Origin of the sequence: Gilliamella sp. wkB171, assembly GCF_001693755.1 — a bacterium.
Taxonomy (GTDB): Bacteria; Pseudomonadota; Gammaproteobacteria; order Enterobacterales; family Orbaceae; genus Gilliamella; species Gilliamella apicola_F.
This window is the reverse complement of the sequence record NZ_LYST01000031.1, coordinates 157,578-181,416: the sequence shown is the minus strand read 5'-3', so window position 1 is coordinate 181,416 and position 23,839 is coordinate 157,578. Positions and strand designations below refer to the sequence as shown.

Annotated in this window: 20 protein-coding genes; 8 read left to right on the top strand and 12 right to left on the bottom strand. The window is 35.2% G+C overall.

All coding sequences use genetic code 11. The features are described from left to right. Window positions 1-490 precede the first annotated feature (490 nt). Entirely contained in the window at window positions 491-2,188 is a 1,698-nt protein-coding gene (locus A9G03_RS03770) for a hypothetical protein (protein WP_065633825.1), read from the bottom strand. A gap of 295 nt (window positions 2,189-2,483) precedes the next feature. Further along, window positions 2,484-3,128: an oxygen-insensitive NAD(P)H nitroreductase gene (nfsB, locus tag A9G03_RS03765; protein WP_065633826.1), complete on the bottom strand. Its 645-nt coding sequence runs from the start codon at window positions 3,126-3,128 to the stop codon at window positions 2,484-2,486. A 341-nt stretch (window positions 3,129-3,469) separates the two neighbouring features. On the opposite strand from nfsB, the gene A9G03_RS03760 reads away from it, so the two are divergent. From A9G03_RS03760 to A9G03_RS03735, 6 genes are all read left to right on the top strand, one after another. Then, the gene (locus tag A9G03_RS03760) at window positions 3,470-5,122 is read left to right on the top strand and encodes a hypothetical protein (RefSeq protein WP_065798442.1); all 1,653 of its coding nucleotides are present in this window, start codon (window positions 3,470-3,472) and stop codon (window positions 5,120-5,122) included. A 319-nt stretch (window positions 5,123-5,441) separates the two neighbouring features. Next, entirely contained in the window at window positions 5,442-6,989 is a 1,548-nt protein-coding gene (gene leuA, locus A9G03_RS03755) for a 2-isopropylmalate synthase (protein ID WP_065798441.1), read from the top strand. A 62-nt stretch (window positions 6,990-7,051) separates the two neighbouring features. After that, complete coding sequence (leuB, locus tag A9G03_RS03750) at window positions 7,052-8,131, top strand: 3-isopropylmalate dehydrogenase (RefSeq protein ID WP_065633829.1); 1,080 nt, start codon at window positions 7,052-7,054, stop codon at window positions 8,129-8,131. Between the two features lie 64 nt (window positions 8,132-8,195). Continuing rightward, the gene (gene leuC / locus A9G03_RS03745; protein ID WP_065798440.1) at window positions 8,196-9,605 is read left to right on the top strand and encodes a 3-isopropylmalate dehydratase large subunit; all 1,410 of its coding nucleotides are present in this window, start codon (window positions 8,196-8,198) and stop codon (window positions 9,603-9,605) included. An 11-nt stretch (window positions 9,606-9,616) separates the two neighbouring features. Further along, on the top strand, window positions 9,617-10,219 hold the full coding sequence (gene leuD, locus A9G03_RS03740) for a 3-isopropylmalate dehydratase small subunit (RefSeq protein ID WP_065633831.1): 603 nt from the start codon (window positions 9,617-9,619) through the stop codon (window positions 10,217-10,219). 42 nt (window positions 10,220-10,261) lie between these two features. Next, window positions 10,262-11,026, top strand: a complete 765-nt coding sequence (locus A9G03_RS03735) for a class I SAM-dependent methyltransferase (RefSeq protein ID WP_065798439.1) — start codon at window positions 10,262-10,264, stop codon at window positions 11,024-11,026. Between the two features lie 32 nt (window positions 11,027-11,058). Here the strand turns inward: A9G03_RS03735 and A9G03_RS03730 are convergent, their stop codons facing one another. The 10 genes from A9G03_RS03730 to manD all read right to left on the bottom strand — a co-directional run bounded on the left by A9G03_RS03730 (window position 11,059) and on the right by manD (window position 21,193). After that, entirely contained in the window at window positions 11,059-12,474 is a 1,416-nt protein-coding gene (locus A9G03_RS03730; RefSeq protein WP_065798446.1) for an RNA polymerase factor sigma-54, read from the bottom strand. Further along, window positions 12,474-13,199: an LPS export ABC transporter ATP-binding protein gene (gene lptB, locus A9G03_RS03725; protein ID WP_065633833.1), complete on the bottom strand. Its 726-nt coding sequence runs from the start codon at window positions 13,197-13,199 to the stop codon at window positions 12,474-12,476. The genes A9G03_RS03730 and lptB overlap by 1 nt, the downstream gene beginning before the upstream one ends. 1 nt (window position 13,200) lies before the next feature. Then, window positions 13,201-13,752, bottom strand: a complete 552-nt coding sequence (gene lptA / locus A9G03_RS03720) for a lipopolysaccharide transport periplasmic protein LptA (RefSeq protein WP_081297485.1) — start codon at window positions 13,750-13,752, stop codon at window positions 13,201-13,203. 3 nt (window positions 13,753-13,755) lie between these two features. After that, complete coding sequence (lptC, locus tag A9G03_RS03715; RefSeq protein ID WP_176700950.1) at window positions 13,756-14,319, bottom strand: LPS export ABC transporter periplasmic protein LptC; 564 nt, start codon at window positions 14,317-14,319, stop codon at window positions 13,756-13,758. Window positions 14,320-14,418: 99 nt separating this feature from the next. After that, a complete protein-coding gene (gene yccX / locus A9G03_RS03710; RefSeq protein ID WP_065633959.1) occupies window positions 14,419-14,697 on the bottom strand; it encodes an acylphosphatase in 279 nt (92 codons plus the stop codon). A gap of 522 nt (window positions 14,698-15,219) precedes the next feature. Beyond that, window positions 15,220-15,903, bottom strand: a complete 684-nt coding sequence (locus tag A9G03_RS03705) for a GntR family transcriptional regulator (RefSeq protein ID WP_065798438.1) — start codon at window positions 15,901-15,903, stop codon at window positions 15,220-15,222. Window positions 15,904-16,041: 138 nt separating this feature from the next. Beyond that, complete coding sequence (locus tag A9G03_RS03700; RefSeq protein WP_065798437.1) at window positions 16,042-17,523, bottom strand: mannitol dehydrogenase family protein; 1,482 nt, start codon at window positions 17,521-17,523, stop codon at window positions 16,042-16,044. A 12-nt stretch (window positions 17,524-17,535) separates the two neighbouring features. Next, on the bottom strand, window positions 17,536-18,879 hold the full coding sequence (locus A9G03_RS03695) for an MFS transporter (RefSeq protein ID WP_143425815.1): 1,344 nt from the start codon (window positions 18,877-18,879) through the stop codon (window positions 17,536-17,538). A 67-nt stretch (window positions 18,880-18,946) separates the two neighbouring features. Further along, window positions 18,947-19,963, bottom strand: coding sequence for a Zn-dependent oxidoreductase (locus tag A9G03_RS03690; protein ID WP_065798435.1), 1,017 nt, complete (start codon window positions 19,961-19,963; stop codon window positions 18,947-18,949). A 15-nt stretch (window positions 19,964-19,978) separates the two neighbouring features. Further along, the gene (manD, locus tag A9G03_RS03685; protein WP_065633838.1) at window positions 19,979-21,193 is read right to left on the bottom strand and encodes a D-mannonate dehydratase ManD; all 1,215 of its coding nucleotides are present in this window, start codon (window positions 21,191-21,193) and stop codon (window positions 19,979-19,981) included. 288 nt (window positions 21,194-21,481) lie between these two features. On the opposite strand from manD, the gene A9G03_RS03680 reads away from it, so the two are divergent. Further along, window positions 21,482-22,051, top strand: coding sequence for an anthranilate synthase component II (locus A9G03_RS03680; RefSeq protein ID WP_065798434.1), 570 nt, complete (start codon window positions 21,482-21,484; stop codon window positions 22,049-22,051). A gap of 8 nt (window positions 22,052-22,059) precedes the next feature. Beyond that, window positions 22,060-23,805: an aminodeoxychorismate synthase component I gene (gene pabB / locus A9G03_RS03675; RefSeq protein ID WP_065798433.1), complete on the top strand. Its 1,746-nt coding sequence runs from the start codon at window positions 22,060-22,062 to the stop codon at window positions 23,803-23,805. Window positions 23,806-23,839: the final 34 nt, after the last annotated feature.

The following is a 23,839-nucleotide window of genomic DNA, read 5'->3' as shown; positions in this document are numbered from 1 at the left end:
TAAACATATATCAAACCTATAACATTAGTTATCACTTAACGGTATAACAGCACAGTGTTGATTGTTTTTTTAATTTTCACATATTTGAATATAATAATCTATAAATAATTGTTTAAATTTGTAAATCAACAAATTAATTTACAGGCATAATTCAACATACAATTGATATAGATTATAGTGATATGAAGTGGAATGACTATAAAGGATTAAAGCCATATCAAAAACGATAATAATATTATTTTTTATGAAGAATTATTGCGCCGAATGAATGAATCGACATAACAATTTTACCCGTTTGACGTTTGACGACTCAGCAAAAGTAAAATCTGAGACAATAGGGCTGGATTTTCGAAATAACAGTTTTACGACCTAAGTGGTATTTTGACTATAATTATAATGTAGTTAAATACCACGTTATGGACAATTTGTCAGATTATCAATATCTAACCTGACAAACGACTAACAACATATAATTTATTAGGTAATGCTTTTATCTTGTAGGGAGTGCGCTAATTCCATTTTCGCCCCGGCAGAAAATGTGTGCTGATTGATTTTGAGCAAGAGAAAAACCGTCATCCAAAACGCTTCCCAACGAATCACTTGATGGGTGTCCTCGTACAGAAAATGGCTTGTTTGTACGATACATTTCAGCTGTCCAAAGATGGCCTCCTAATCCTTGAGTGCCCCATTCGCTAAGAAAAGTACCTAAATCTCGAGAATAGGTATATTTTTTGGCATTATCTATTAGTTTAGCTGTCCATTCTAGTGTGTTAGCTTGTAAAGAGTTGGTCAATTCATCTCTTCGATACAGATATTTTTGTCGCCAAGCTTTACCTGCTTCTGACATATCATTAACCTGAGCGGATGTTGTTTTGGGTATTGTTTGACCATCTATTAGTCTTCTACATTCATCGTAGGCTGTATAACTATCATCATCTAAAAATCCTTTTACTTTCGTAGGTATTATTGCCCATTTTTGTGGTATAGGGAGCGTAATTTTACCGATGTTTTGCCAAGTTTTGCCTTTATCAGCAGTATATTCCATATTAATCGTTAAGGGTGTTGTGGGCTTAGTGACACTGTCATAACGTACATAGCAATTTGCACCCAAGCCTTCACTTGCGACCGAAGAGTGCAATGTAACCCAGTTGATACTATTGCTGCTATCTAGTTGGCAACGATACTGACTCTGATCGGCTCCCGAGCCGATTAACTTGAAGGTAATATATTTAAAACCGGTTATCGGTTTAAATTGTTCAGCTTTAAATCCACCACCTCGTTGATAAGTCGACGATCGGCTTGTACCAGAATCCCATACCTCTGGGTTATAACCATTAGGGTACTTAGTCATGTAAGAACTATTCTTATAAACATTCATACCTGGTTGAACAAAGCATAACTTAGGTGCTCCCTCAAGCATAAATTGGTAAGTAATAACGGGTTGACTACCATAAATGTTTTTATTAGGTTGACCGTATTTAGTCGATACCGCAACGTTTTGAGCACCAATTTTTAAAAAGTAAGGCCCCCCACACACATTGAATTCACGACTTAAATCATTTATCACGTTATTATTATCATACCAGGTTGCTGTTAGTGTGCCCTCTATGGTTGTGTTTTCAGTAAGTGAGGCATCACCATCATCATCACCAACGTTGTTGAATTGTGATAATGCATTTGCCTGACCATTAGCTGGAACCATCGTAATGATATCAGAAAATTTAGTTCCTTCAGGAACTTGCAAGGGTTTACCACCAAAAGAGAGCGATTCACTTACATCAACGAATTTTAATGCGTTATTATTTTCTGTTGTAGGCATTCTAAAACCAAGTAATTCATTCAATCCTTTGATTTTAGTCCCTACATTTCCGTCTTGATCTGATTTTAATTGTAAATAAGGTGCACTACCTACAATGGTTTTAACAGTAATATTTGATAACGCTTCGGTATAAGGTGAAAAAAGAATAAATAAAAAATGAATACCAATAATGTATAAATTTGATTTAAACGTTAAGCATATTTTTTTATTAAAAATAACTATCCGTTTAAAGGATAGTTGCAATAATAATTGATTAAAAATATTAACTGCAAAATGAGTAAAAAATAAGAAAACTAGTTTTTTCTTTGTTATAAAAAGTTTACAAATAGAATATTTACTATATATGTGAAAATCCTTAATTCTGAACATACACAAAACCTAAAATCCAAGTCCTTTTGAAGTTTAAATAAACAATCATTTTGATTATTCGTTATTTTTTATTTTTACATATATAAAAAAAATAATCTATAAATAACTTTTTTAAATTGAACAGACAATAAATTAATTTATACGAACAACTCAACACAACAACACAATATCGATATAGCGTAGAAAAAATATAAAGGGATTAGTGACAATATCAAAAACGATAATAATATTTTTTTATGAATAATTATTGCGTCGAAAGAATCGACGCAACAATTCTTAATGTCAAAGCGGGAAATTATAGATAAGTGAAAAGTTGTTCTTTTGGTAAACGTGATTTTGGTCGATGTGCGTTGCCATCATCAGCCGCGCGATAGCCTAATGTCGCAACTACAACACTTTTCAATCCCTTACTTTTAAGATCTAAAATTTCGTCAATTTTAGCTGAATCATATCCTTCGATAGCCGTAGAATCAACACCAATTGCCGCAGCAGCAAACAAAAGTTGCCCCAATGCAATATAAGTTTGCTTTTCTTCCCAACACTGTTGCGATTCAGGGGTTGCACTATTTAAATTAACAAAATAACGTCGACCTTGATCTTGCGATACTTTTAAATCTTCAGAAGGCAGACGACCGTCTTTTTCTTCTTGATTCAGTAGATTCACTAAATGACTTTCATCCAATGGCACTTTTATACAAAAAACAATAGTATGTGACGATCCTGTCACGCGTGGCTGATTAAAATCAGGAAAAGCAGGCAAAATCTTATTTTTTGCTGTGTCTGACTCAATCACATAAAAATGCCATGGTTGAGAATTTACCGATGATGGACTGTTTCTTAAAACAGTTAAAAGTTGCTCAATAATAGCTACAGGTATCTTTTTAGTAGGATCATAATGTTTAGTGGTATAACGTTTTTGCGAAATTTCGACGATATTCATATTTTTGACTCCACCTTTTGTTTAATAATGAACGATAACTTATTTTTAATTAACTTAATGATTTATATTTATTTTAGAATACTATTAATTACCACTTGAATAACAAATTCAACCGATCTTTACTTGTCTCTATGCTCCTATATAAAAATGCGTTTTATTACACTTCATTTTTTTATAAAAAAAACAAATAATAATTATAATTTTCATTTATATCATAGAGTTATTTATCAACAAAACGACACCAATATCTTTACAATAAAAAAAATAGAGAATATTATCTAGCACAATTTTAAAGGCTTTACAGTTTATAGTGATATTAAAGTACCGTTACGGAAAATGTGATGTTTAAAAGTAAACATATATTAACAAAATTATATACAGCAGTCTTTTTTTCCAATATTTTTTATTGTTTTTCAGCCAATGCATTAAGTGCCACATCTGTTCAAGTCATAAATGGCACAGAACCCTATATATCAATAGATAATGATCATACACAAGCAAACATAACTGATTTACTTTGGATTGCAGTAGAAAACGATCAAACTAATGGGACAGAAGAGGTTAACAATGAAAATTCAACTCAGATCGACACGCGAATAAAAAATCCTAATTTAACTTATTATATTCCTGATTTTGATTCATCTCCCGATAAATTAATTGTACTTCCAAAGTCTGTTGAGACTTTTGAAAATATAATAACATTATTAACTGATTATAATGCAAAAGAAGTGGATATTTTAACTATTTTAAACGATCATCAATATGTGAAAGATGATGATGGTGATAATGGGTTTAATGCTAGTGGGACGATGTCTCTTACAATAAAAGATAACAACAATAATACTATTGATCCGAGCGAAAAATTAAATAACTGTATTGGTTACTACGCATTGACATTAGCCACAACAGAATCACAGCTTTCAACCACATTTGGAGTACCTAATATTAGGACTTATCCAAGCGTAAATAAAACCTATTATGTCACATCTTCCTCCAATGATGTCCCTACGATTTGCTGGCTACAACCATCTTTAGAAAAAGGTAATCCACCAGAATTTGCTTATACAAAAGAAGAATACGAAGCGAATTATATTCAGAATCCTTGGGAACAAGATATGCCTTGGTGGGATGCCAATAAAGGTTTTTTGCCTCGAGGTTCGTCTGAAGAAAGTTATAATAAGTTTCCTACAACTGCTGCCAATAAATTATATTTTGATGCCGTCCTGTCAGGTGCAAACTGGAGACAAATTTCTTATACTAAATACCCAACAACATCGCCTATTAGTTTAAAACTTAGTGGTAAAGATAACGTACTTCGAGTTGAGTTTGTTGGTCCCAATTTTTCAGAAAAATTAAAAAATAATATTGCAGCTGCAAATCATACAGTTTTTTCTTTAACTGTCGGCAATAAAATAATTTATAGCTTTACAATCAATCAATGGTTCCTAATTTCTGAAAATGTAGTTTTTAAAGATCAAAAATCTGCTAGTCATTACTGTAGTTGTCAAAACCGAAGAGTCGGGCTGACTTCTAGGCTATCATTGACTAATGCAAAAAATTGGGATTATTTTTTGGGAGAAAATAAAAGAAATAATTACAAACGTAGTATTGGCGCGCTTTTATCTGAATGGGGGAATACGGTAAATGAAGTTTATCCAAGCGATTCAACATTATCAAATGCACTATCTAATTACACTTGGACATATGAACCAAACTACGATATGGATATAGCTGAGCCGCTAAAATCTAAATTACGAAATTTTAATCCTTTTGATGAAGATAATGGTGATGATGATGAACAAGGCACCTTATATCCACCACCAATACCTGATGATGGTAACGATGAACTATTTCCAGAAAACGAATGTGATCAAGACCCCATAGATTGGTCTTTTGAAGGAACAAAATTCTATGGTGTTAATGTAACCGACGGAAGTATTGCTTCATTCGATAAAGATACTCAAGGCTTAAAAGCTATCTGCTTTATCGATTAACTGAATTTTGCTGATTAAAATCATAATATTTAATGACCTTTTAAGATTAGATATTGACATTAACTATGTTCTTTGATAAAAATATTGACATTATTTTGACCAATATAAATTTAGAGACTCGTTTTAATGATTAGAACAACTACTCTCCTCACTAGCTTACTCCTCGCATTATTTTGCGCGGATCGCTTGTGTGTTGAGTAATGAGATAATCTATTAAACAACTCGACAAATCAACAAGAACCCGCGCTAAAGTGCGGGTTTTTTGTTTTCATAACTTGAAATACCGTAATAGCGCTAAAATATAGATAAGGAATAAACAATGAGCGATCAAGTCATTATTTTTGATACCACACTACGTGATGGTGAACAAGCTTTACAAGCAAGTTTAAGTGTCAAAGAAAAATTACAAATAGCGCTAGCTTTAGAAAGAATGCGGGTGGATGTGATGGAAGTTGGTTTTCCTATCTCATCCCCTGGTGATTTTGAATCAGTTCAAACGATTGCTAAAACAATTAAAGATAGCCGTGTATGTGCATTATCACGCTGTATAGATAAAGATATTGATGTTGCAGCAGAGGCGTTAAAAGTTGCCGATCAATTTCGTATCCATACTTTTATGGCAACTTCAACCTTACACGTGCAAGACAAATTAAAAATGACATTTGAAGATGTCGTTGAAAGGGCTGTGCACTGTATTAAACATGCACGTAATTATACTAATGATGTGGAGTTTTCTTGTGAAGATGCAGGTCGTACCCCAATTGATAACTTATGTCGGATTGTTGAAGCAGCAATTAAAGCAGGGGCAACAACGATCAATATTCCGGATACTGTCGGTTATACTGTCCCTTATCAATTTGGTGGCATTATTCGTACCTTATTTGAACGTGTCCCGAACATTGATAAAGCGATTATCTCTGTTCATTGTCATGATGACTTGGGTATGTCGGTGGCTAACTCGATTAGCGCGATTCAGGAAGGTGCTCGTCAAGTTGAAGGCGCGATGAATGGTTTGGGCGAACGCGCAGGCAATACAGCCTTAGAAGAAGTCATTATGGCAATTAAAGTTCGCCAAAATATTCTAAATGTTCACACCAATATTAATCACCAAGAAATCTATCGTACCAGTCAAATCGTCAGTCAAATTACTAATACACCAATACCTGCCAATAAAGCAGTTATTGGTAGTAATGCTTTTGCCCACTCCTCCGGCATTCACCAAGACGGCGTGCTTAAAAATCGCGAAACCTACGAAATCATGACACCTGAATCTATTGGTTTAAATCAAATCCAATTAAATTTAACTTCTCGATCAGGTAGGGCCGCGGTAAAACATCGACTTGAAGAGTTAGGTTATCACGATAAAGATTATAATTTAGACCAAGTGTACGAAGCATTTTTAGAGCTAGCAGATAAAAAAGGACAAGTGTTTGATTATGATTTAGAAGCCCTAATTTTTATCAATCAATTAAAAGATGAACAAGAACATTATGTGTTGGACTATTTTAATGTTCAATCAGGTTCAACAGTTGTCTCTACTGCATCAGTGAGTTTAATCATTGGCGATCAAAAATATTCAGATGCGGCAACGGGTAATGGTCCAGTTGATGCAGTTTATCAAGCAATAAATCGTATTACTGGCGAGCCAATTACGATAGTTAAATACCAATTAGCGTCAAAAGGGCAAGGTGAAAATGCTTTAGGACAAGTAGATATCGTTGCTGATTATAAAGGTCGCAAATTCCATGGTGTGGGATTAGCAACAGATATTGTCCATTCCTCTGCATTAGCGTTAATTAATGTATTAAATAATGTTTATCGGGCAAATCAAGTTGCACAGCAAAAACAAAAATTGCATCATGAATAACATATTAAGTTATGTTGTTTTATAAATAAAAAATAAATCAATTAAATTGTTAAGGAATAAAAATGTCACAAAATTATCATATTGCAGTGTTACCTGGTGACGGTATTGGCCCTGAAGTAATGAAGCAAGCTTATAAAGTGCTCGACGTTATTCGTCAAAAATATAATCTTTCAATAACAACCAGTGAATATGATGTCGGTGGCGCCGCTATTGACATCCATGGCTGTCCATTACCAAAAGAGACGCTTGAAGGTTGTGAAAAAGCTGATGCGATTTTGTTTGGCTCAGTTGGGGGTCCAAAATGGACAAACTTACCTCCCGATCAACAACCTGAACGCGGAGCATTATTACCATTACGAAAGCATTTTAAATTATTTGCTAACATGCGCCCTGCTAGTTTGTATCAAGGTTTAGAAGAATTATGTCCTTTACGTGAAGATATTGCTAAACGTGGTTTTGATATTTTATGTATGCGTGAGCTAACTGGTGGTATCTATTTTGGCTTGCCTAAAGGTCGTGAAGGTTCTGGCCCTCAAGAGCGCGCCTTTGATACGGAAGTTTATCACCGCTTTGAAATTGAACGTATAGCTAAAATGGCATTTGAAGCTGCCAAAATTCGTCGCAAAAAAGTCACTTCTGTTGATAAAGCTAATGTATTACAAACATCAATTTTATGGCGTGAAGTTGTAAACGAAGTCGCTAAACAATATCCAGATGTCACACTTGAACATATGTATATCGATAATGCAACCATGCAACTTGTAAAAGATCCCTCACAATTTGATGTCATTTTATGTTCAAATTTGTTTGGTGATATATTGTCTGACGAATGTGCAATGATTACCGGTTCAATGGGAATGCTACCATCAGCGAGCCTTAACGAGCAGGGGTTTGGGTTATATGAGCCTGCTGGAGGGAGTGCACCGGATATTGCTGGTAAAAATATTGCTAATCCAGCCGCACAAATTTTATCGTTAGCATTACTAGTGCGTTATAGTTTAAAACGTGATGATATCGCCAAAGCTATTGAAAATGCAGTTAATAAAGCTTTAGAACAAGGTACCCGTACTATCGATCTTGCTCGTGGTGGTAGTTATGTTTCAACCGATGAAATGGGTGATACCATTTGTCGTTTAATTTAATTTTTAGACTAAGGGTTAATAAATCATGCTAACCCTTTTAAAGAATATTAAAGGAATATAAGCAATGTCTACAAAACCAAAAACATTGTATCAAAAATTATATGATGCACATGTTGTTTATGAAGCACCAAATGAAACCCCTATTTTATATATCGATCGCCATTTGGTTCATGAAGTTACCTCACCACAAGCTTTCGATGGCTTACGCGCGATGAATCGTAAAGTCCGCCAACCACACAAAACATTTGCAACTATGGATCACAATACTTCAACAAAAAGCAATGATTTAAGTGCGTGTAGTGAAATGGCTAGAATCCAGTTAACTGAGTTAGCTAAGAATGCAAAAGAGTTTGGCGTATCTTTATATGGTTTACAAAGTCCATTACGAGGTATTGTTCATGTTGTTGGGCCTGAACAAGGCATGACATTGCCAGGTATGACCATTGTTTGTGGTGACTCACACACGGCTACCCATGGCGCATTTGGAGCGCTAGCTTTTGGTATTGGAACATCGGAAGTTGAACATGTATTAGCGACCCAAACCCTAAAACAAGGGCGAGCGAAAACCATGAAAATTGAAGTCAAAGGTCAGGTTGCCGACGGTATTACCGCTAAAGATATTATTTTAGCGATTATTGGTAAAACGACCAGTGCTGGTGGTACAGGACACGTAGTTGAGTTTTGTGGTGATGCGATTAAATCCTTATCAATGGAAGGCCGTATGACATTATGTAATATGGCTATTGAAATGGGCGCTAAAGCTGGACTCGTTGCGCCGGATGAAGTCACTTTTGAATACTTAAAAGGTCGCCAATTTTCACCTAAAGGTGAAGATTTTGACAAAGCCGTGGCTTACTGGAAAACCTTAAAAACCGATGAAGGAGCGCATTTTGACAGTGTAGTCACCCTTGAAGCTAAAGATATTGCGCCACAAGTCACTTGGGGAACAAATCCTGGTCAAGTAACCGCTATTGATAAGCAAGTACCTAATCCACAAGATTTTTCTGATCCGATTGAAAAACAGTCTGCTGAACGTGCATTAGCCTATATGGGATTAACTGCCGGTACTAAGATGTCTGATATTAAGATCAATAAAGTATTTATCGGATCTTGTACGAATTCACGCATTGAAGATTTACGCGCTGCCGCTGCTATTGCAAAAGGACGAAAAGTTGCGCAAGGCGTACAAGCTTTAGTCGTACCTGGTTCTGGACCAGTCAAAGAACAAGCTGAAGCTGAAGGATTAGATAAGATTTTTATCGATGCAGGATTTGAGTGGCGCTTACCTGGTTGTTCAATGTGCTTAGCAATGAATGATGACAAATTAGCACCAGGCGATCGCTGCGCATCAACCAGTAACCGTAATTTTGAAGGGCGTCAAGGCCGTGATGCCAGAACCCATTTAGTCAGTCCTGCAATGGCTGCTGCTGCTGCCATTACTGGTCATTTTACAGATATTCGTAAACCATTTTAAGGAGACTTGTCATGGCAAAATTTACAAAACATACAGGACTAGTCGTTCCTTTAGATGCGGCTAATGTTGATACCGATGCCATTATTCCTAAACAATTTTTACAAAAAGTCACGCGTACCGGTTTTGGTAAACATGCTTTTCATGAGTGGCGATTTTTAGATGATGCAGGTGAAAAACCTAATCCCGATTTTGTACTGAACAAACCTCGTTATAAGGGAGCAAGTATTTTATTAGCGCGCGAGAACTTTGGTTGTGGTTCATCACGAGAACATGCACCATGGGCACTTGCGGATTATGGTTTTAAAACCATCATTGGTTCAAGTTTTGCTGATATTTTTTACAATAATTCGTTTAATAATCAGTTATTGTTAGTGAACTTATCAGAAGAAGACGTTGACGAACTATTTAAAATAGTTGAAGCCAATGAAGGAATTGAATTTACGATTGATCTTGAGAATGAAGTTGTTATCGCTGGAGATAAGCAATATTCGTTTAAAATCGATGCATTCAAACGCCACTGTTTATTAAATGGTTTAGATAATATTGGCTTAACCCTACAACATGAAGATGCTATTAGTGCATTTGAACATAAAATACCGACATTTTTAGCATAATTTTAACTTTGGGCACAAAAGTGCCCAATATCGAGACGACCTATGGCTACACATCACGATAACGTAAAAAAGCAATTTGGTGAGCAAGCAGATGCCTATTTAACAAGTAAAGTACACGCTCAAGGGCCCGATCTTGAATATTTGGAAACGTTTCTTAGTTCCTATTCTGATGCACAATTACTCGATATGGGATGTGGTGCTGGTCATGTGAGTTTTATTGCAGCAAAATATGTTAAACAGGTTACAGCTTACGATCTATCTGATGAGATGTTATCGGTGGTTGCTTTAACAGCTGAAAGTCGTGGTTTTAGCAATATTTCAGTCAAACAAGGTTATGCAGAGTGTCCACCCTTTGCCGATAACCAATTCGATATTGTGGTAAGTCGTTATTCAGCACATCACTGGCATGATGTAGGTAAAAGTATACGAGAACTACACCGCATCATCAAACCTAACGGAAAATTAATCATAATGGATGTTGTGTCACCCGGCCACCCTGTTTTAGATATTTGGCTACAAACCATTGAAGCTATGCGTGATACTTCGCATGTTCGCGATTATACTCCAGGTGAGTGGTTAACATTCTTAACAGAGGCAGGTTTTAGTATAGATAATATAAAACGCCATCGCTTAACCTTGTCCTTTGACACATGGGTTAAACGAATGCGAACACCTGAACGCTTAATTGATGCAATAAGACTGTATCAAGAAACTGCTGCCAACGATACAAAGGCCTATTTTGAACTTCAAACAGATGGATCTTTTACGACAGATATGATGATTATCGAAACAACTAAATTAATCTAGTATTAATTAGTAGTAACCAAACAGCTTTATTATTAAAGTTGTTTTCTTTGATTGGATGAAGGGATTGATAACGCTTCACGGTATTTTGCCACAGTTCGACGAGCTATAATAATTCCTTGTTCTTCAAGAATTGACACTAACTTGCTATCACTCAATGGCTTTTTACTATCTTCACCTGAAATATACTTTTTAATTAATGCACGAATGGCGGTAGAAGATGCTTCACCACCAGAATCGGTATTTACATGGCTAGAAAAAAAGAATTTTAACTCAAATATGCCACTTGGACATTGTAAATATTTTTGGGTGGTTACGCGGGATATGGTTGATTCATGCATATCAATTGCAGCCGCTACATCCGATAGAATCATAGGTTTCATAGACTCTGCACCATGTTCAAAAAACTGCTGTTGATGTTCAACTATAAATTGGCTAACTTTAAGTAAAGTTTCATTGCGATTTTCTACACTTTTGATAAACCAATTGGCATCTTGTAGATGTGATTTTATGTATTGGCTATCACTTTCACTGGCTAACTTTTCCATCGCCGCATACTGCTGGTTAATGCGTAGAGTCGGTACCGTATCATTATTTAAATCAACAATCCATTTGCCATCTACTTTTTTGACTAGCACATCTGGGATAACATAATCTGGAGGTGTTGTGTTGACAGCATCACCTGGATAGGGATGTAAATGCTGAATAAAATTAATCGCTTCTTTTAATTGTTCATCACTGGCATTGAATACTTTTTTTAAAGTTCTGTAATCATGGGTTGCCAATAAATCAAGATAATTATCAATAATTTGTTTAACTAATGAAGGAACTGTAACATGTTGAATTTGAATTGATAAACACTCTTGCAACGATCTAGCACCCACGCCAATTGGATCAAAATGCCAGATTCGCTTTAAAACCGTTTCAACTTCAGTCAATTCAATTTCACTATTACCCTGCTCTTCTAATATTTCATCTAACGAAACTGTTAAATAGCCTCTTTCATCAATCGCTTCAATAATCGATACCGCAATGGCGCGATCAACATCGCTAAAAGGCGTTAATTCAAGCTGCCATTTTAAGTAATCATGTAATGTTTCATGCGTTTCGCCTTGATAAATAGGCAACTCATCATTACGATAGTCAGAATGCGTGCCTGAAGGTGTTCCTGCTGTGTAAATATCATCTAACGAAGCATCTAATGGTATATCTTCAGGGATCTCCTGACTATCTAACGCTTGTCGAGTATCGATATTTTCATCTGAAGTATTTTGTTCAACACTGATTTCATCATACTGATCAGCCACTTCTAACAAGGGATTATTTTCAAGTGCAGTTTGAATTTCTTGTTGTAGCTCTAAAGTTGACAACTGCAAAAGTCGAATCGCCAATTGTAATTGTGGTGTCATCGATAGTTGTTGGGAAACTTTCAGTTGTAAACTTGGTTTAATCATAATCGGAATTCATTTCCTAAGTAGACTTTTTTAACATATTCGTTACTTAAGATACTATTTGGTGTTCCTTCAGCAATTAAATGACCTTTATTAACAATATAAGCACGCTCACATACATCAAGGGTTTCGCGAACATTGTGGTCGGTAATCAATACACCTAGCCCTCGATCACGTAGATGCTTAATAATATTTTTAATATCAATAACAGAAATAGGGTCGACACCAGCAAAAGGTTCATCAAGTAAAATAAATTTAGGATTGGCTGCCAGCGCCCTTGCAATTTCAACCCTACGCCTTTCACCACCCGATAAAGACTGACCAATACTATCTCGAATATGGGTGATATGAAACTCTTCAAGCAATTCTTCAGCCCGATTTAATTTTTCATTTTTATCGATATCTCGGCGCGTCTCTAAAATCGCCATAATATTATCAATTACAGATAGTTTTCTAAAAATAGACGCCTCTTGAGGTAAATAGCCAATCCCTTTTTGCGCTCTTTCATGTAGAGGTAAAATACTGATATCATGATCATCAAGATAAATTTTACCTGCATTCAATGTGACTATTCCTACCACCATATAAAACGTTGTTGTCTTACCGGCGCCGTTTGGCCCTAGCAATCCAACAATCTCACCTGAGTTGACCGTCAAACTAACATCTTCAACAACTCTTCGTTTTTTATATACTTTGGCTAAATTTACAGCCTTTAAAGTTGACATATTATTTTTTTATCTCTTTAATTTGACTTGGGATAATTGTACTTTTTACGCGACCACTTTTAGGCTGAGCCATAATTAGCTGTTTTTTAACATCATAGGTAATAACTTGGCTAACTATATGATTATCTTCTTGAAATAACTCTGCCTTTCCTTGTAAAACAACATTGCTTTGTTTCACATTGTAAATAATTTGATCCGAATGACCTGTAACAATTTTGTTATTTTCTGGCAATATTTGTTTAAACTTTACTGGGTTACCATAAGCGGTAATTTTCTGTTTTGTCGAGTCTTGCATATCAGTTATCACAACTTTATCTGCCCAGATAGTTAATCCCTCTTGAACAATTTGCACATTACCAGTAAAGGTAATAATATTTTTATCAATATCAATCTGTTGATTATCGGCATCAATAGTGATTGGTTTATTGTCAACAAACATCTTTTGATCAGTTTTGGTTTGTGTTGTTGTTTTTACTGGCTCATCGGCAAAACAAGCAAACGATGTTGATAGCATAAAAAATAATGGAAAAAGTAGCTGTTGTTGCAATTTCATGTTCTATTGTGCCTCGGTATTATAATATGTTTTAACATTCTCAAGTATGTTTGCAGTTTTTGCTTGCAAATCGCCAGCTAATCCTAGACCTGTTGAGTAAAAACCAACACCTTTGATAGTAACTGGATCTTTAGACGTTACAAGTTGTGTATTTAAATCAATAACAGCATTATCGGTGTTAACTCGCTGTAATTGAGCATTGGGGGTCAAATTATCCAATTGAACATCATTATAAAGGTAAATGTGTTTATCATCAGTCAACGTCGCACTTTTGGCTTTAATATGCCATGTGACAGTGTGGTCTTGATCATAAAGTGTTAAATTGGGAAGATCAAATTCCGTATTATTTGAATCATCAAAATGTCGTACTTTGCTAGATTCAATCTTGTATACAATTTCGCCTGATAAATCATACACATCTGTTGTCATGTCATCACTCTGATAAATTGGCGTATCAGTTAAAGTAACAGAGGATTGCGGAGTTGCGTCATTGTCTTTTTGATAATTATAATAGACGCCAATTACCACAATAATAAGCAAGATACAGATTATATTTTTTTTATTCATAACATACATTAATCACGCAAATAAGATTGATCAATTATAAGGAAAAATCATTATCTTGAAGTTTAATAATTTTTCCATTTTACTTTATTTTTTATTAAATTAATATCTGACATTAAAAGAAGTTAATCCATTTTCAGGTAATAATTCGCAACTTTTTATATCCGTAATATGGGCAGAAGCCGGCCCCCCTTGCAAAAGCCACTGTGTAAACTGAGTCAGTTGTAAATTATCACCTTGTATGACAATTTCGACATTACCATTATCCAAATTTTTAACATATCCTAACAGACCAAGCTTTTGTGCTTGTTGATAAGTAAAAAACCGAAACCCTACACCCTGAACAAGGCCGCTAACACATATTTTAATTCGTTTTATCATATAAAAACCGAGTATTTTTATTTTAAAGTTGGCAATAATTAATCGCAAGGTAATGGTCATTAAAATAGGTAAACCATTATTTTATTCCTGATAATAAATCAACAATGACAAAATAGAAATCGGTAATTTATTAAATACATTATTATGTTCAAATCACAAATATAATTAAATGATAAATTGATTCATTATTTAATCTAACTTTAAAATTTTTGATAACAAAATGCATCCCAATTTATCTATCCCTGATAGACACATTCAATGACATTTAAGACAACTTCATCAAGGATAACTAAACCTTAGTTTATTGGTATGTTTATGATTAGCTAATCAGAAAATAACCATTAGTTATTACGCTTAAGAAAAGCTTCAACACTTAGCACACAATATTCACAGTAAAAGTTATAGGTTATGCATTAAGCTACTAATATTTATTGGTATAATTATCAATAGCGCTAAAATTTTTGAAGATTATATTAGTCAAAATAAATTTTACTGAACTAAGTTAAATTAAGTTAAATTAAGTTAATCAACAAACCACGCATTATGATGTTGTGATACTATTTTTATCGTGTTTAATATAGTTGCTAAATGCTCATGAAGTGCAAGTGTAGCCATTTCTGGATCATGCTTTTTTAATGCAATAACGATTTTTTCATGCTGTTTAACTAGGTCTTCTGGTGGGGATATATCTTCTAAAGTAAGGTATCTTACCCTATCCATCATTGCTTTGATATTTTCAACAGTTTCCCATGCCATGGGGCAATCAATAACATTCATTATAATTTGATGAAACTCATCATCTTTTTCAAGAAAATAACCAATATCTTTACGCTTATTAGCATCAATTTGTTCTTTTAGATTCTTTTCGAGTAATGAAAGATCTGAATCAGTAATTTCTTGTGCAGCACGTTTAATAATTGCACACTCAACAGCATCACGAATAAATTGACCTTCAATGACTTTTTTAACTGATATTTTCGTTACATAAGTGCCACGTTGTGGAAGAATTTGGACCAATCCAGCTTCTGCTAGTTTAATAAAAGCTTCACGAACAGGTTGGCGTGAAACATTAAACTGACCCGCAATGTCTTTTTCAGACAATAAAACACCAGGTAATACTTGGCAAGTGATGATTGCCTTTCTTAATTGGCGATAAATTTGTTGATTAACTGGTTCTGAGACAGTTAACGCTTCAGATTTGAACATATATGATTTTTAAATAACAGACTAGAATAAAAAAGAATAGTAGGGGATTTTTGAATATAAGAAAAGTTTTTTATTTAATAATAAAAGTGCAATCATCTAACGATCATTGCACTTTGTTATTAATTATTGTTAGTGGAATTAAAAATTTTGAGTTAATTGTTTAACTGTCTCTTTTGCGCCTAGGTCGCGTAAAGAAAGATAAGCTTTAGTTATCTGCTCAATAAACAATGGATTTGTTGGTAGATCCTCCCCAAAAACATGTGTCAAAGATAACAGCGCATTAACGCGATCTTGATTATCAGGAGTGTTTGAAACCAACTCGTTTAATTGCTCGGCTGCTGGATCGCAAACGTCAATAACGTTACCATTATCATCCACGCCACTCACATAACGCATCCAAGCTGCAATACCTAAAGCCAAACAATCAAATGGCGTACCATTAGCCAAATGATAGCGAACCGAATCAAGCATACGCTGTGGAAGCTTTAACGTTCCATCCATTGCAATTTGCCAAGTTCGATGTTTTAAACCGGTGTTGCGATAACGATCAAGTAACGAATCAGCATAAGCTGACAAATCAACACCTTTAACCCGCAGGGTAGTTGCTTGTTCATTTAGCATTAAATGTCTGGCTGCTTTTACATAATTAGGATCTTGCATACATTCATCAATATGCAAGTAACCGGCTAAATAACCTAGGTAAGCCAAAAAGGAATGACTACCATTTAACATGCGTAATTTCATCTCTTCATAAGGCAATACATCCTTAACTAATTCTGCGCCTGCTTTTTGCCACTCTGGACGGCCAGACACAAAATTATCTTCAATCACCCATTGTCTAAAGGGTTCACCAGCAATACCGACCGGATCATCAATACCACCAAGTTGTTTTTTTATTTTGGCCATCGTTTCTGGCGTTGCAGCCGGTACAATTCGATCAACCATTGTGGATGGGAAAGCCACATTATCCTCAATCCATTGCGCTAAATTTTCATCTCGTTGCTTAGCTAAGGCTAGCACAACATTACGAGTGACATGCCCATTTTCAGGCATATTGTCACAAGACATAACGGTGAAAGGTCTTAATCCTTGCTCTTTACGTAAACGTAAGGCTTCTACAATCACACCAGGAACCGATTTAGGTGTATGGGGATTAGCAATATCATGATTAATTAATGGATTATTGGTATCAATTGATGCCGTTGATGGTAGATAGCAATAACCTTTTTCGGTTACAGTAATTGACACAATTGCAATGTCTGGACGAGTCATCACACCTAACACTTTCTCAATACCATCAATATCTGCATGTAGTGCTTCTTTTGCAACACCTACAACACGAGTATTCCAGTTATCATAAGACATTTCACAAACACTAAATAAAAAATCTTGCTGTTTTAAATCTTCAATCTGTTTTTCACCACCAATTAAATTCACTTCACAATAACCCCAATCACTATTGTGTTCATTAGCTAAAATATCCGCAAAGACCGCCTGATGAGCACGATGAAATGCCCCGAAGCCAAGATGAACAATTTTGGTTTTAATCTTGCTTCTATCATAAGTAGGGACAACTACCTCTTTAGGTAGTTGTGATAACGTTTGATTTGATAATTTCATTATTTGTTCCGTCTAATTTTTACTATCTGCCGCATCGTGCAGGTCAGCTAAATCACGATCCTTCACCTCCGGCATAAGCATAGCCGAGATGAGACCAATAAATGAGTACACAATAATCATAGCCACAATTGGCCACCAATCATTAACCATTTTACAGAAAATTCCAGCCAAAATTGGACCGAATCCAACAGCAACTAAACCGCCGGCTTCTTTAGATATTGCCATTTGGGTGAATCGATTGCGAGCACCGAACATTTCGGCCATGGTGATGTTTTCTAAGGCAAATAAACCTAAAACTGCAATATTATGAATAAAAATTAAACATACTGTAATCGTATTTACTGAATGATTTTTATCAACAATAATCGATAACATTGGGTAAGCAAGTATAATTGCAGACAATGTTAGTACAATATAAGGAATTTTCCGACCTATCCTATCTGATAACCAACCTAAGAAAGGAATTGTCAAGAAACCAACAATTGAACTAAACATGATTGCATCAGTTGGAATACTTTTATTAAATAACAACGCTTGCACTAAATATCCTGCTAAAAAAGTTTGGATTAGACCAGAATTTCCTGCTTGACCAAAACGTAATCCTGTAGCTAACCAAAATGATTTACTTTTAAACATTGCAGGTAATGAGATATGTTTAGTTACTTCACTATCATTTTTTAGTGCAGTAGTATCATTAACCTCGTCAAATACAGGGCTTTCTTTTAAATTCATTCTTAGCCAAATTGCAAAAATCATAACAACAACGCTTGCAATAAATGGAATACGCCATCCCCATGCAACTAATTGATCTTTGTCTAATAAAAAGAACATAAATGCCCATATTGCTGTAGCACTTAATGTCCCGCAGTTAGTCCCCATTGCAACTAATGAAGAAATTATCCCTCTTTTCCCTTTTGGTGCATATTCAGCGAGCATTGTACCTGCACCAGAAATTTCAGCACCTGCACCCAATCCTTGAATAATACGCAAAACAACCAACATCAACGGCGCAAAAATACCTACTTGAGCATAAGTTGGCAGTACACCAATGAGTGTGGTACATACTCCCATCATGGTAATAGTAATGAATAGAACTTTTTTACGGCCGATTGCATCACCCATGCGACCAAAAATAAAGGCACCAATAATTCGTGCAACATAACCAGCACCATAAGTTCCCATCGCTAAAATTAACGCCATAATAGCTGATTGTTCTGGAAAGAAAACTTCATGAAAAACTAAAGCAGCGCCTAAAGAATACAATTGAAAATCCATAAATTCTAACGCTGTTCCTAACCAGCCTGATACTGCAGCTTTGACTAAATCCGAAGTATCCCTCTCACTCTTATTTCCCATATTATTCATACTGTTCTCTCTTATAATATTTTCTTTAAAAAGGTTATTCACAAGGCTTTTTTGAGTGCTAATCAAAGGTCAATAAAACTTTGCAGCAATGTTTTTGATCTTTTTCAAACGTTTCAATAGCTTGAATTACTTGCGTATAATCAAATTGATGCGTGATTAACTTTTGCGGGTCGATTAATTTTTTCTTTAACCAATCAATAACAACTGGGAACTTATTGGCATTTAATCGGGATGAAAAAATAGATAACTCTTTACTGGTTATGCCTTGTTGTGTGATTTGACAAGGATCACTTGAAAAGCCCATGATGAGGATCCTTGCAGCAGGAGAGGCAATAGTAATTGCTTCTTGCAGGATCGAAGGATGACACGCAGCATCAATTATAATCGTCGGTTTAATATCAAGTTTTTCTAGTTCATTCTTTAGTAATATATTTGTATTGTTTATTACTATATCTGCACCACTTGTTTGTGCCATAGCCAAACGTTCATCAATTCGATCGACAACAATAACTTGTTTAACTTTATAAACACCTTTTAGCGCTTGTACTGATGTTAGCCCCATTGGACCCGCACCATAAATTAAGGCAACATCGTTTTCAGTTGGTTTTAAATGACTAGTAGCATTCGCTGCAATAGTGAATGGTTCAATCATCACAGCAAATTCATCACTAATCTCCTCAGGAATTCGGTAGGCATTTTTACTTGGTACTGTTGTATATTGACTAAATCCACCATCACGATGAACACCCAAAACAATTAAAGATGAACAAACATTCGGACGACCAACAGAACAAGGATAACAACAGCCACAACTAATGACAGGATCAACAGAAACTCGTTCACCAATTCTTGATCGATCCACGCCTTCACCCACTTCATCAATGACGCCAAAAAATTCATGCCCAATAACTCTAGGATATTTCGCAAATGGGTTATGTCCTCGGTAAATATGACTATCTGAACCACATATCCCAGCTAGTTTTACTTTAACTCTTACCTCACCTTTGGCTGGTTGAGGAACTTCTCGTTCCTCAATCATGAGTTCATTAGGCTGTTTTATTACAATACTTTTCATATAAACTCCTTGAGCTTACCAATTCCACAATGTGCCATCTTCTAAACGAGCAATTGGCAAATAGGCGGGGTTGTATGGATATTTTTGTGCTAATTTTTCATCAAAATCGATACCTAAACCTGGTTTGTCACTTGGGTGCATATAACCATCAGTAAAGGTCCAGTTTGGCGAGAAGACTTCTAACATCTGCTCTGAGTAACCCATAAATTCTTGAACACCAAAGTTAGGTACCCACATATCAAAATGAAGTGCTGCTGCATGACAGATCGGTGATAAATCTGATGGGCCATGTGAGCCAGTTCTAACTTGATAAAGCGACGCAAAATCAGCTATTCGACGCATATGAGTTATACCGCCTGCATGGGTTATTGTGGTTCGGATGTAGTCAATAAGCTGTTCTTCAATTAACTGTTTACAGTCCCAAATACTGTTAAATACTTCACCTACAGCAATGGGGGTTACAGTGTGTTGACGAATTAAACGGAAACATTCTTGATTTTCAGCTGGTGTTGGGTCTTCCATCCAAAACAGGCGGTAATCTTCAACACTTTTACCAAATCGAGCCGCTTCAATTGGTGTTAGACGATGGTGCATGTCATGCAATAAATGTTCGTTAAAACCAAATTTATTTCTTACTGCCTCAAATAATTTTGGTGTGAAATCAAGATATTTGTCGGTTGCCCAAAACTGCTCTTCTGGATAGTTACCTCGTGTTGCCGGTTCATAAGCTAAGTTTTTACCTTTACTTTGACCGTAGGTGGTTTTCATTCCCGGTATGCCACACTGCACTCGAATAGCCTTAAAGCCCATTTCTTTATGTTTAGCATAATCATCTAATGCTTCTTCAATATCTTTACCCGTGGTATGGCAATACACCATTACGCCGGTGCGAGAAGCGCCACCTAATAATTGATAAAGTGGCATATTGGCAACTTTACCTTTGATATCCCATAATGCCATATCTATTGCAGATATCGCTGACATCGTCACAGGTCCTCGACGCCAATAGGCACCTTTATAGAAATATTGAAAGATATCTTCTATTTGACTGGCATCTCGTCCTATTAATTGTGGGCAAAGGTGATCTTTAAGATATGATGCGACGGAAAGCTCACGTCCATTGAGTGTTGCATCACCTACGCCATATACGCCGTCATCTGTCGTTATTTTTAATGTGACAAAATTCCTTCCTGGACTACAAACAAAAACGTCTGCTTTTACGATTTTCATTGAATACCTCATAATTAATTTGTGTAGCAACAAATTAATCGATCAAATACTACCATACAAGTAGAGTTGTATGTATTTGTGATTACTGTCACAAAAAGAGACTCAATTTGGTAAAAATTCAAGAAAAGCTAACTGGTTGATATCAAAAAATAAGAATGAAAATAAAACATCAATTGAAAAGAACATCTCTTTTTTTAAAAGTTGTTTGTATAATGAAGGCACCCATGTGATTTTTTATTAACGCAAATTTGTAATAACGTTAATGACTGATAGAAAGTGGATACTATTTTGATTTTACTCATTGATAACTATGATTCTTTCACTTTTAATATTTACGACTACTTGTGCCGAGTCGGTGCTAATGTAAAAGTAATTAAAAACGATGAAATGTCGATTACTGAATTGAAACAACTCGATTTTACTAAAATCGTTATATCACCAGGACCTGGGACGCCGAGCCAAGCAGGCATATCACTTGAGGTTATTGCCGAATTTTCTAATACCTGCCCAATACTTGGAATTTGTCTTGGTCACCAAGCTATTGCTCAATACTATGGGTATCAAATTGGAAAAGCACCACAACCAATGCATGGCAAAATTGATCAGATAGTTCATGATGGTCAAGGGTTGTTTAAAGACATTAAAAATCCCTTATCAGTTGTTCGTTACCACTCTTTAATTGCCTATGACAATTTACCTTTAGACAAATCGCCTCTTATGATTACTGCGCGCAATAAACAAGGAATAATTATGGGATTACGTCATAAAATATTACCTATCGAATCCGTACAATTCCATCCAGAAGCGATTAAAACTGAGTTTGGTTTACAAATCATTCATAATTTTGTACATAGGTAAATAATAACATGAAAATATATATCGACTTCGAAGGTCAGCATAAGTATTTTTGCAATCCTATCTCGATAATAAAGACTAATGATTACTCATTAGTTAATCAATATTTACAGGAGATCGAAGGGTTTATCCAACAAGGCTATTATGCTGTTGGCTATTTAGCTTATGAAGCAGCAGTGGGATTAAATCAATCAAATCAAACCAAAATTAATAGCCATAATAACCAAGATTTACCTTTACTGTTATTTGGTATTTTTGATCAGTATTCCATTGTTGAGTCTTTGCCATGTCATGATTACACCCCACAATCATTTGAATTGATGAGTGACACTACAATTAATGAATATCAACAAAAGATCAATTATATCCGTGAACAAATTGAATTGGGCAATACTTATCAAACTAACTATACGATTGCATTTAAAGCTCCTTTTACACAATCGCCCCTTGATTACTATCATTTTTTAAAAAAAAATAATTTTGCCAATTATTGTGCATATTTAGAATTTGATGATTATCACATTTTATCGATATCACCCGAGCTATTTTTTAAAATAGAAAACAGATTAATAACTACAAAACCGATGAAAGGGACAACGAAACGAGGGATAAATCATCAACAAGATGCTCAACAATTATCACGATTAATGTCAGAAAAAAATCTCGCTGAAAATATGATGATTGTCGATCTGCTGCGCAATGATTTAAGTCAAATATCAGAGCCAGGATCCGTCACTGTTCCTCAATTATTTACTGCAGAAAAATATCCTACCGTTTGGCAATTAACCTCAACAATTCAGGGAACATTAAAAGAAAATATTCGGTTATATCAGATTTTTCAAGCTATCTTTCCCTGTGGTTCAATAACTGGTGCACCAAAAACAAGTACTATGCAAATTATTGCCAATATTGAAAATTCACCACGTGGGGTTTACTGTGGCACAATCGGCTATATTAATCCATATATGCAGCAAGCAACATTTAATATACCAATACGAACATTAACTATTCATAATCAACAAATGAGTTATGGCGTTGGAGGGGGGATTACATGGGATTCAACCGCAGAAGATGAGTACGACGAAATCCTCGCTAAAACAGCTATATTAACCCGTAAATCATCAATTCCTGATGCGATTATTGAATCTTTGTTACTTGAAGAAGGCCAATTTTTTTTATTAGAAGAGCATTTAGCTAGACTTGCTGATTCTACTAATTATTTTGATGTTCAATGTGATACAAAATTAATAGAATTTCAGCTCGTTGAGTTAGCAAATCGGTATCGCAAAGGTAACTATAAAGTCAGATTGTTACTGAAAATTGAGGATGGTAGTTATCATTTAGATATTGATAAAATTGATTGTGGTATGCCGTTAAATAAAATAACGTTGGCGCCAAAGTGTGTTAATAGCAATAATGTTTATCTGTACCATAAAACAACGAACAGGCAACATTTTGCGCATATTACTAAAGGACATGAGTATATTAATTTTAATGAAAAAGACGAAATTACCGAATTCGTTAATGGCAATATTGCCTTATTTATCAATCAACAATGGGTTACCCCTACTGTCAGTTCGGGGTTATTGCCCGGAACGATGCGACAATATTACATAAACAATCACCATTTGGTAGAGCAAGTCATCAATAAAGCTGACCTGTTACAAGCACAAAAAATTGCTTTTATAAATAGTGTGCGTAAATGGGTGGAAATAGATAATGAAGTATTCAATGAATTCAAACACAATTTAACTTAAATAACGATTCATATTCCGTCATATTAATGACGGA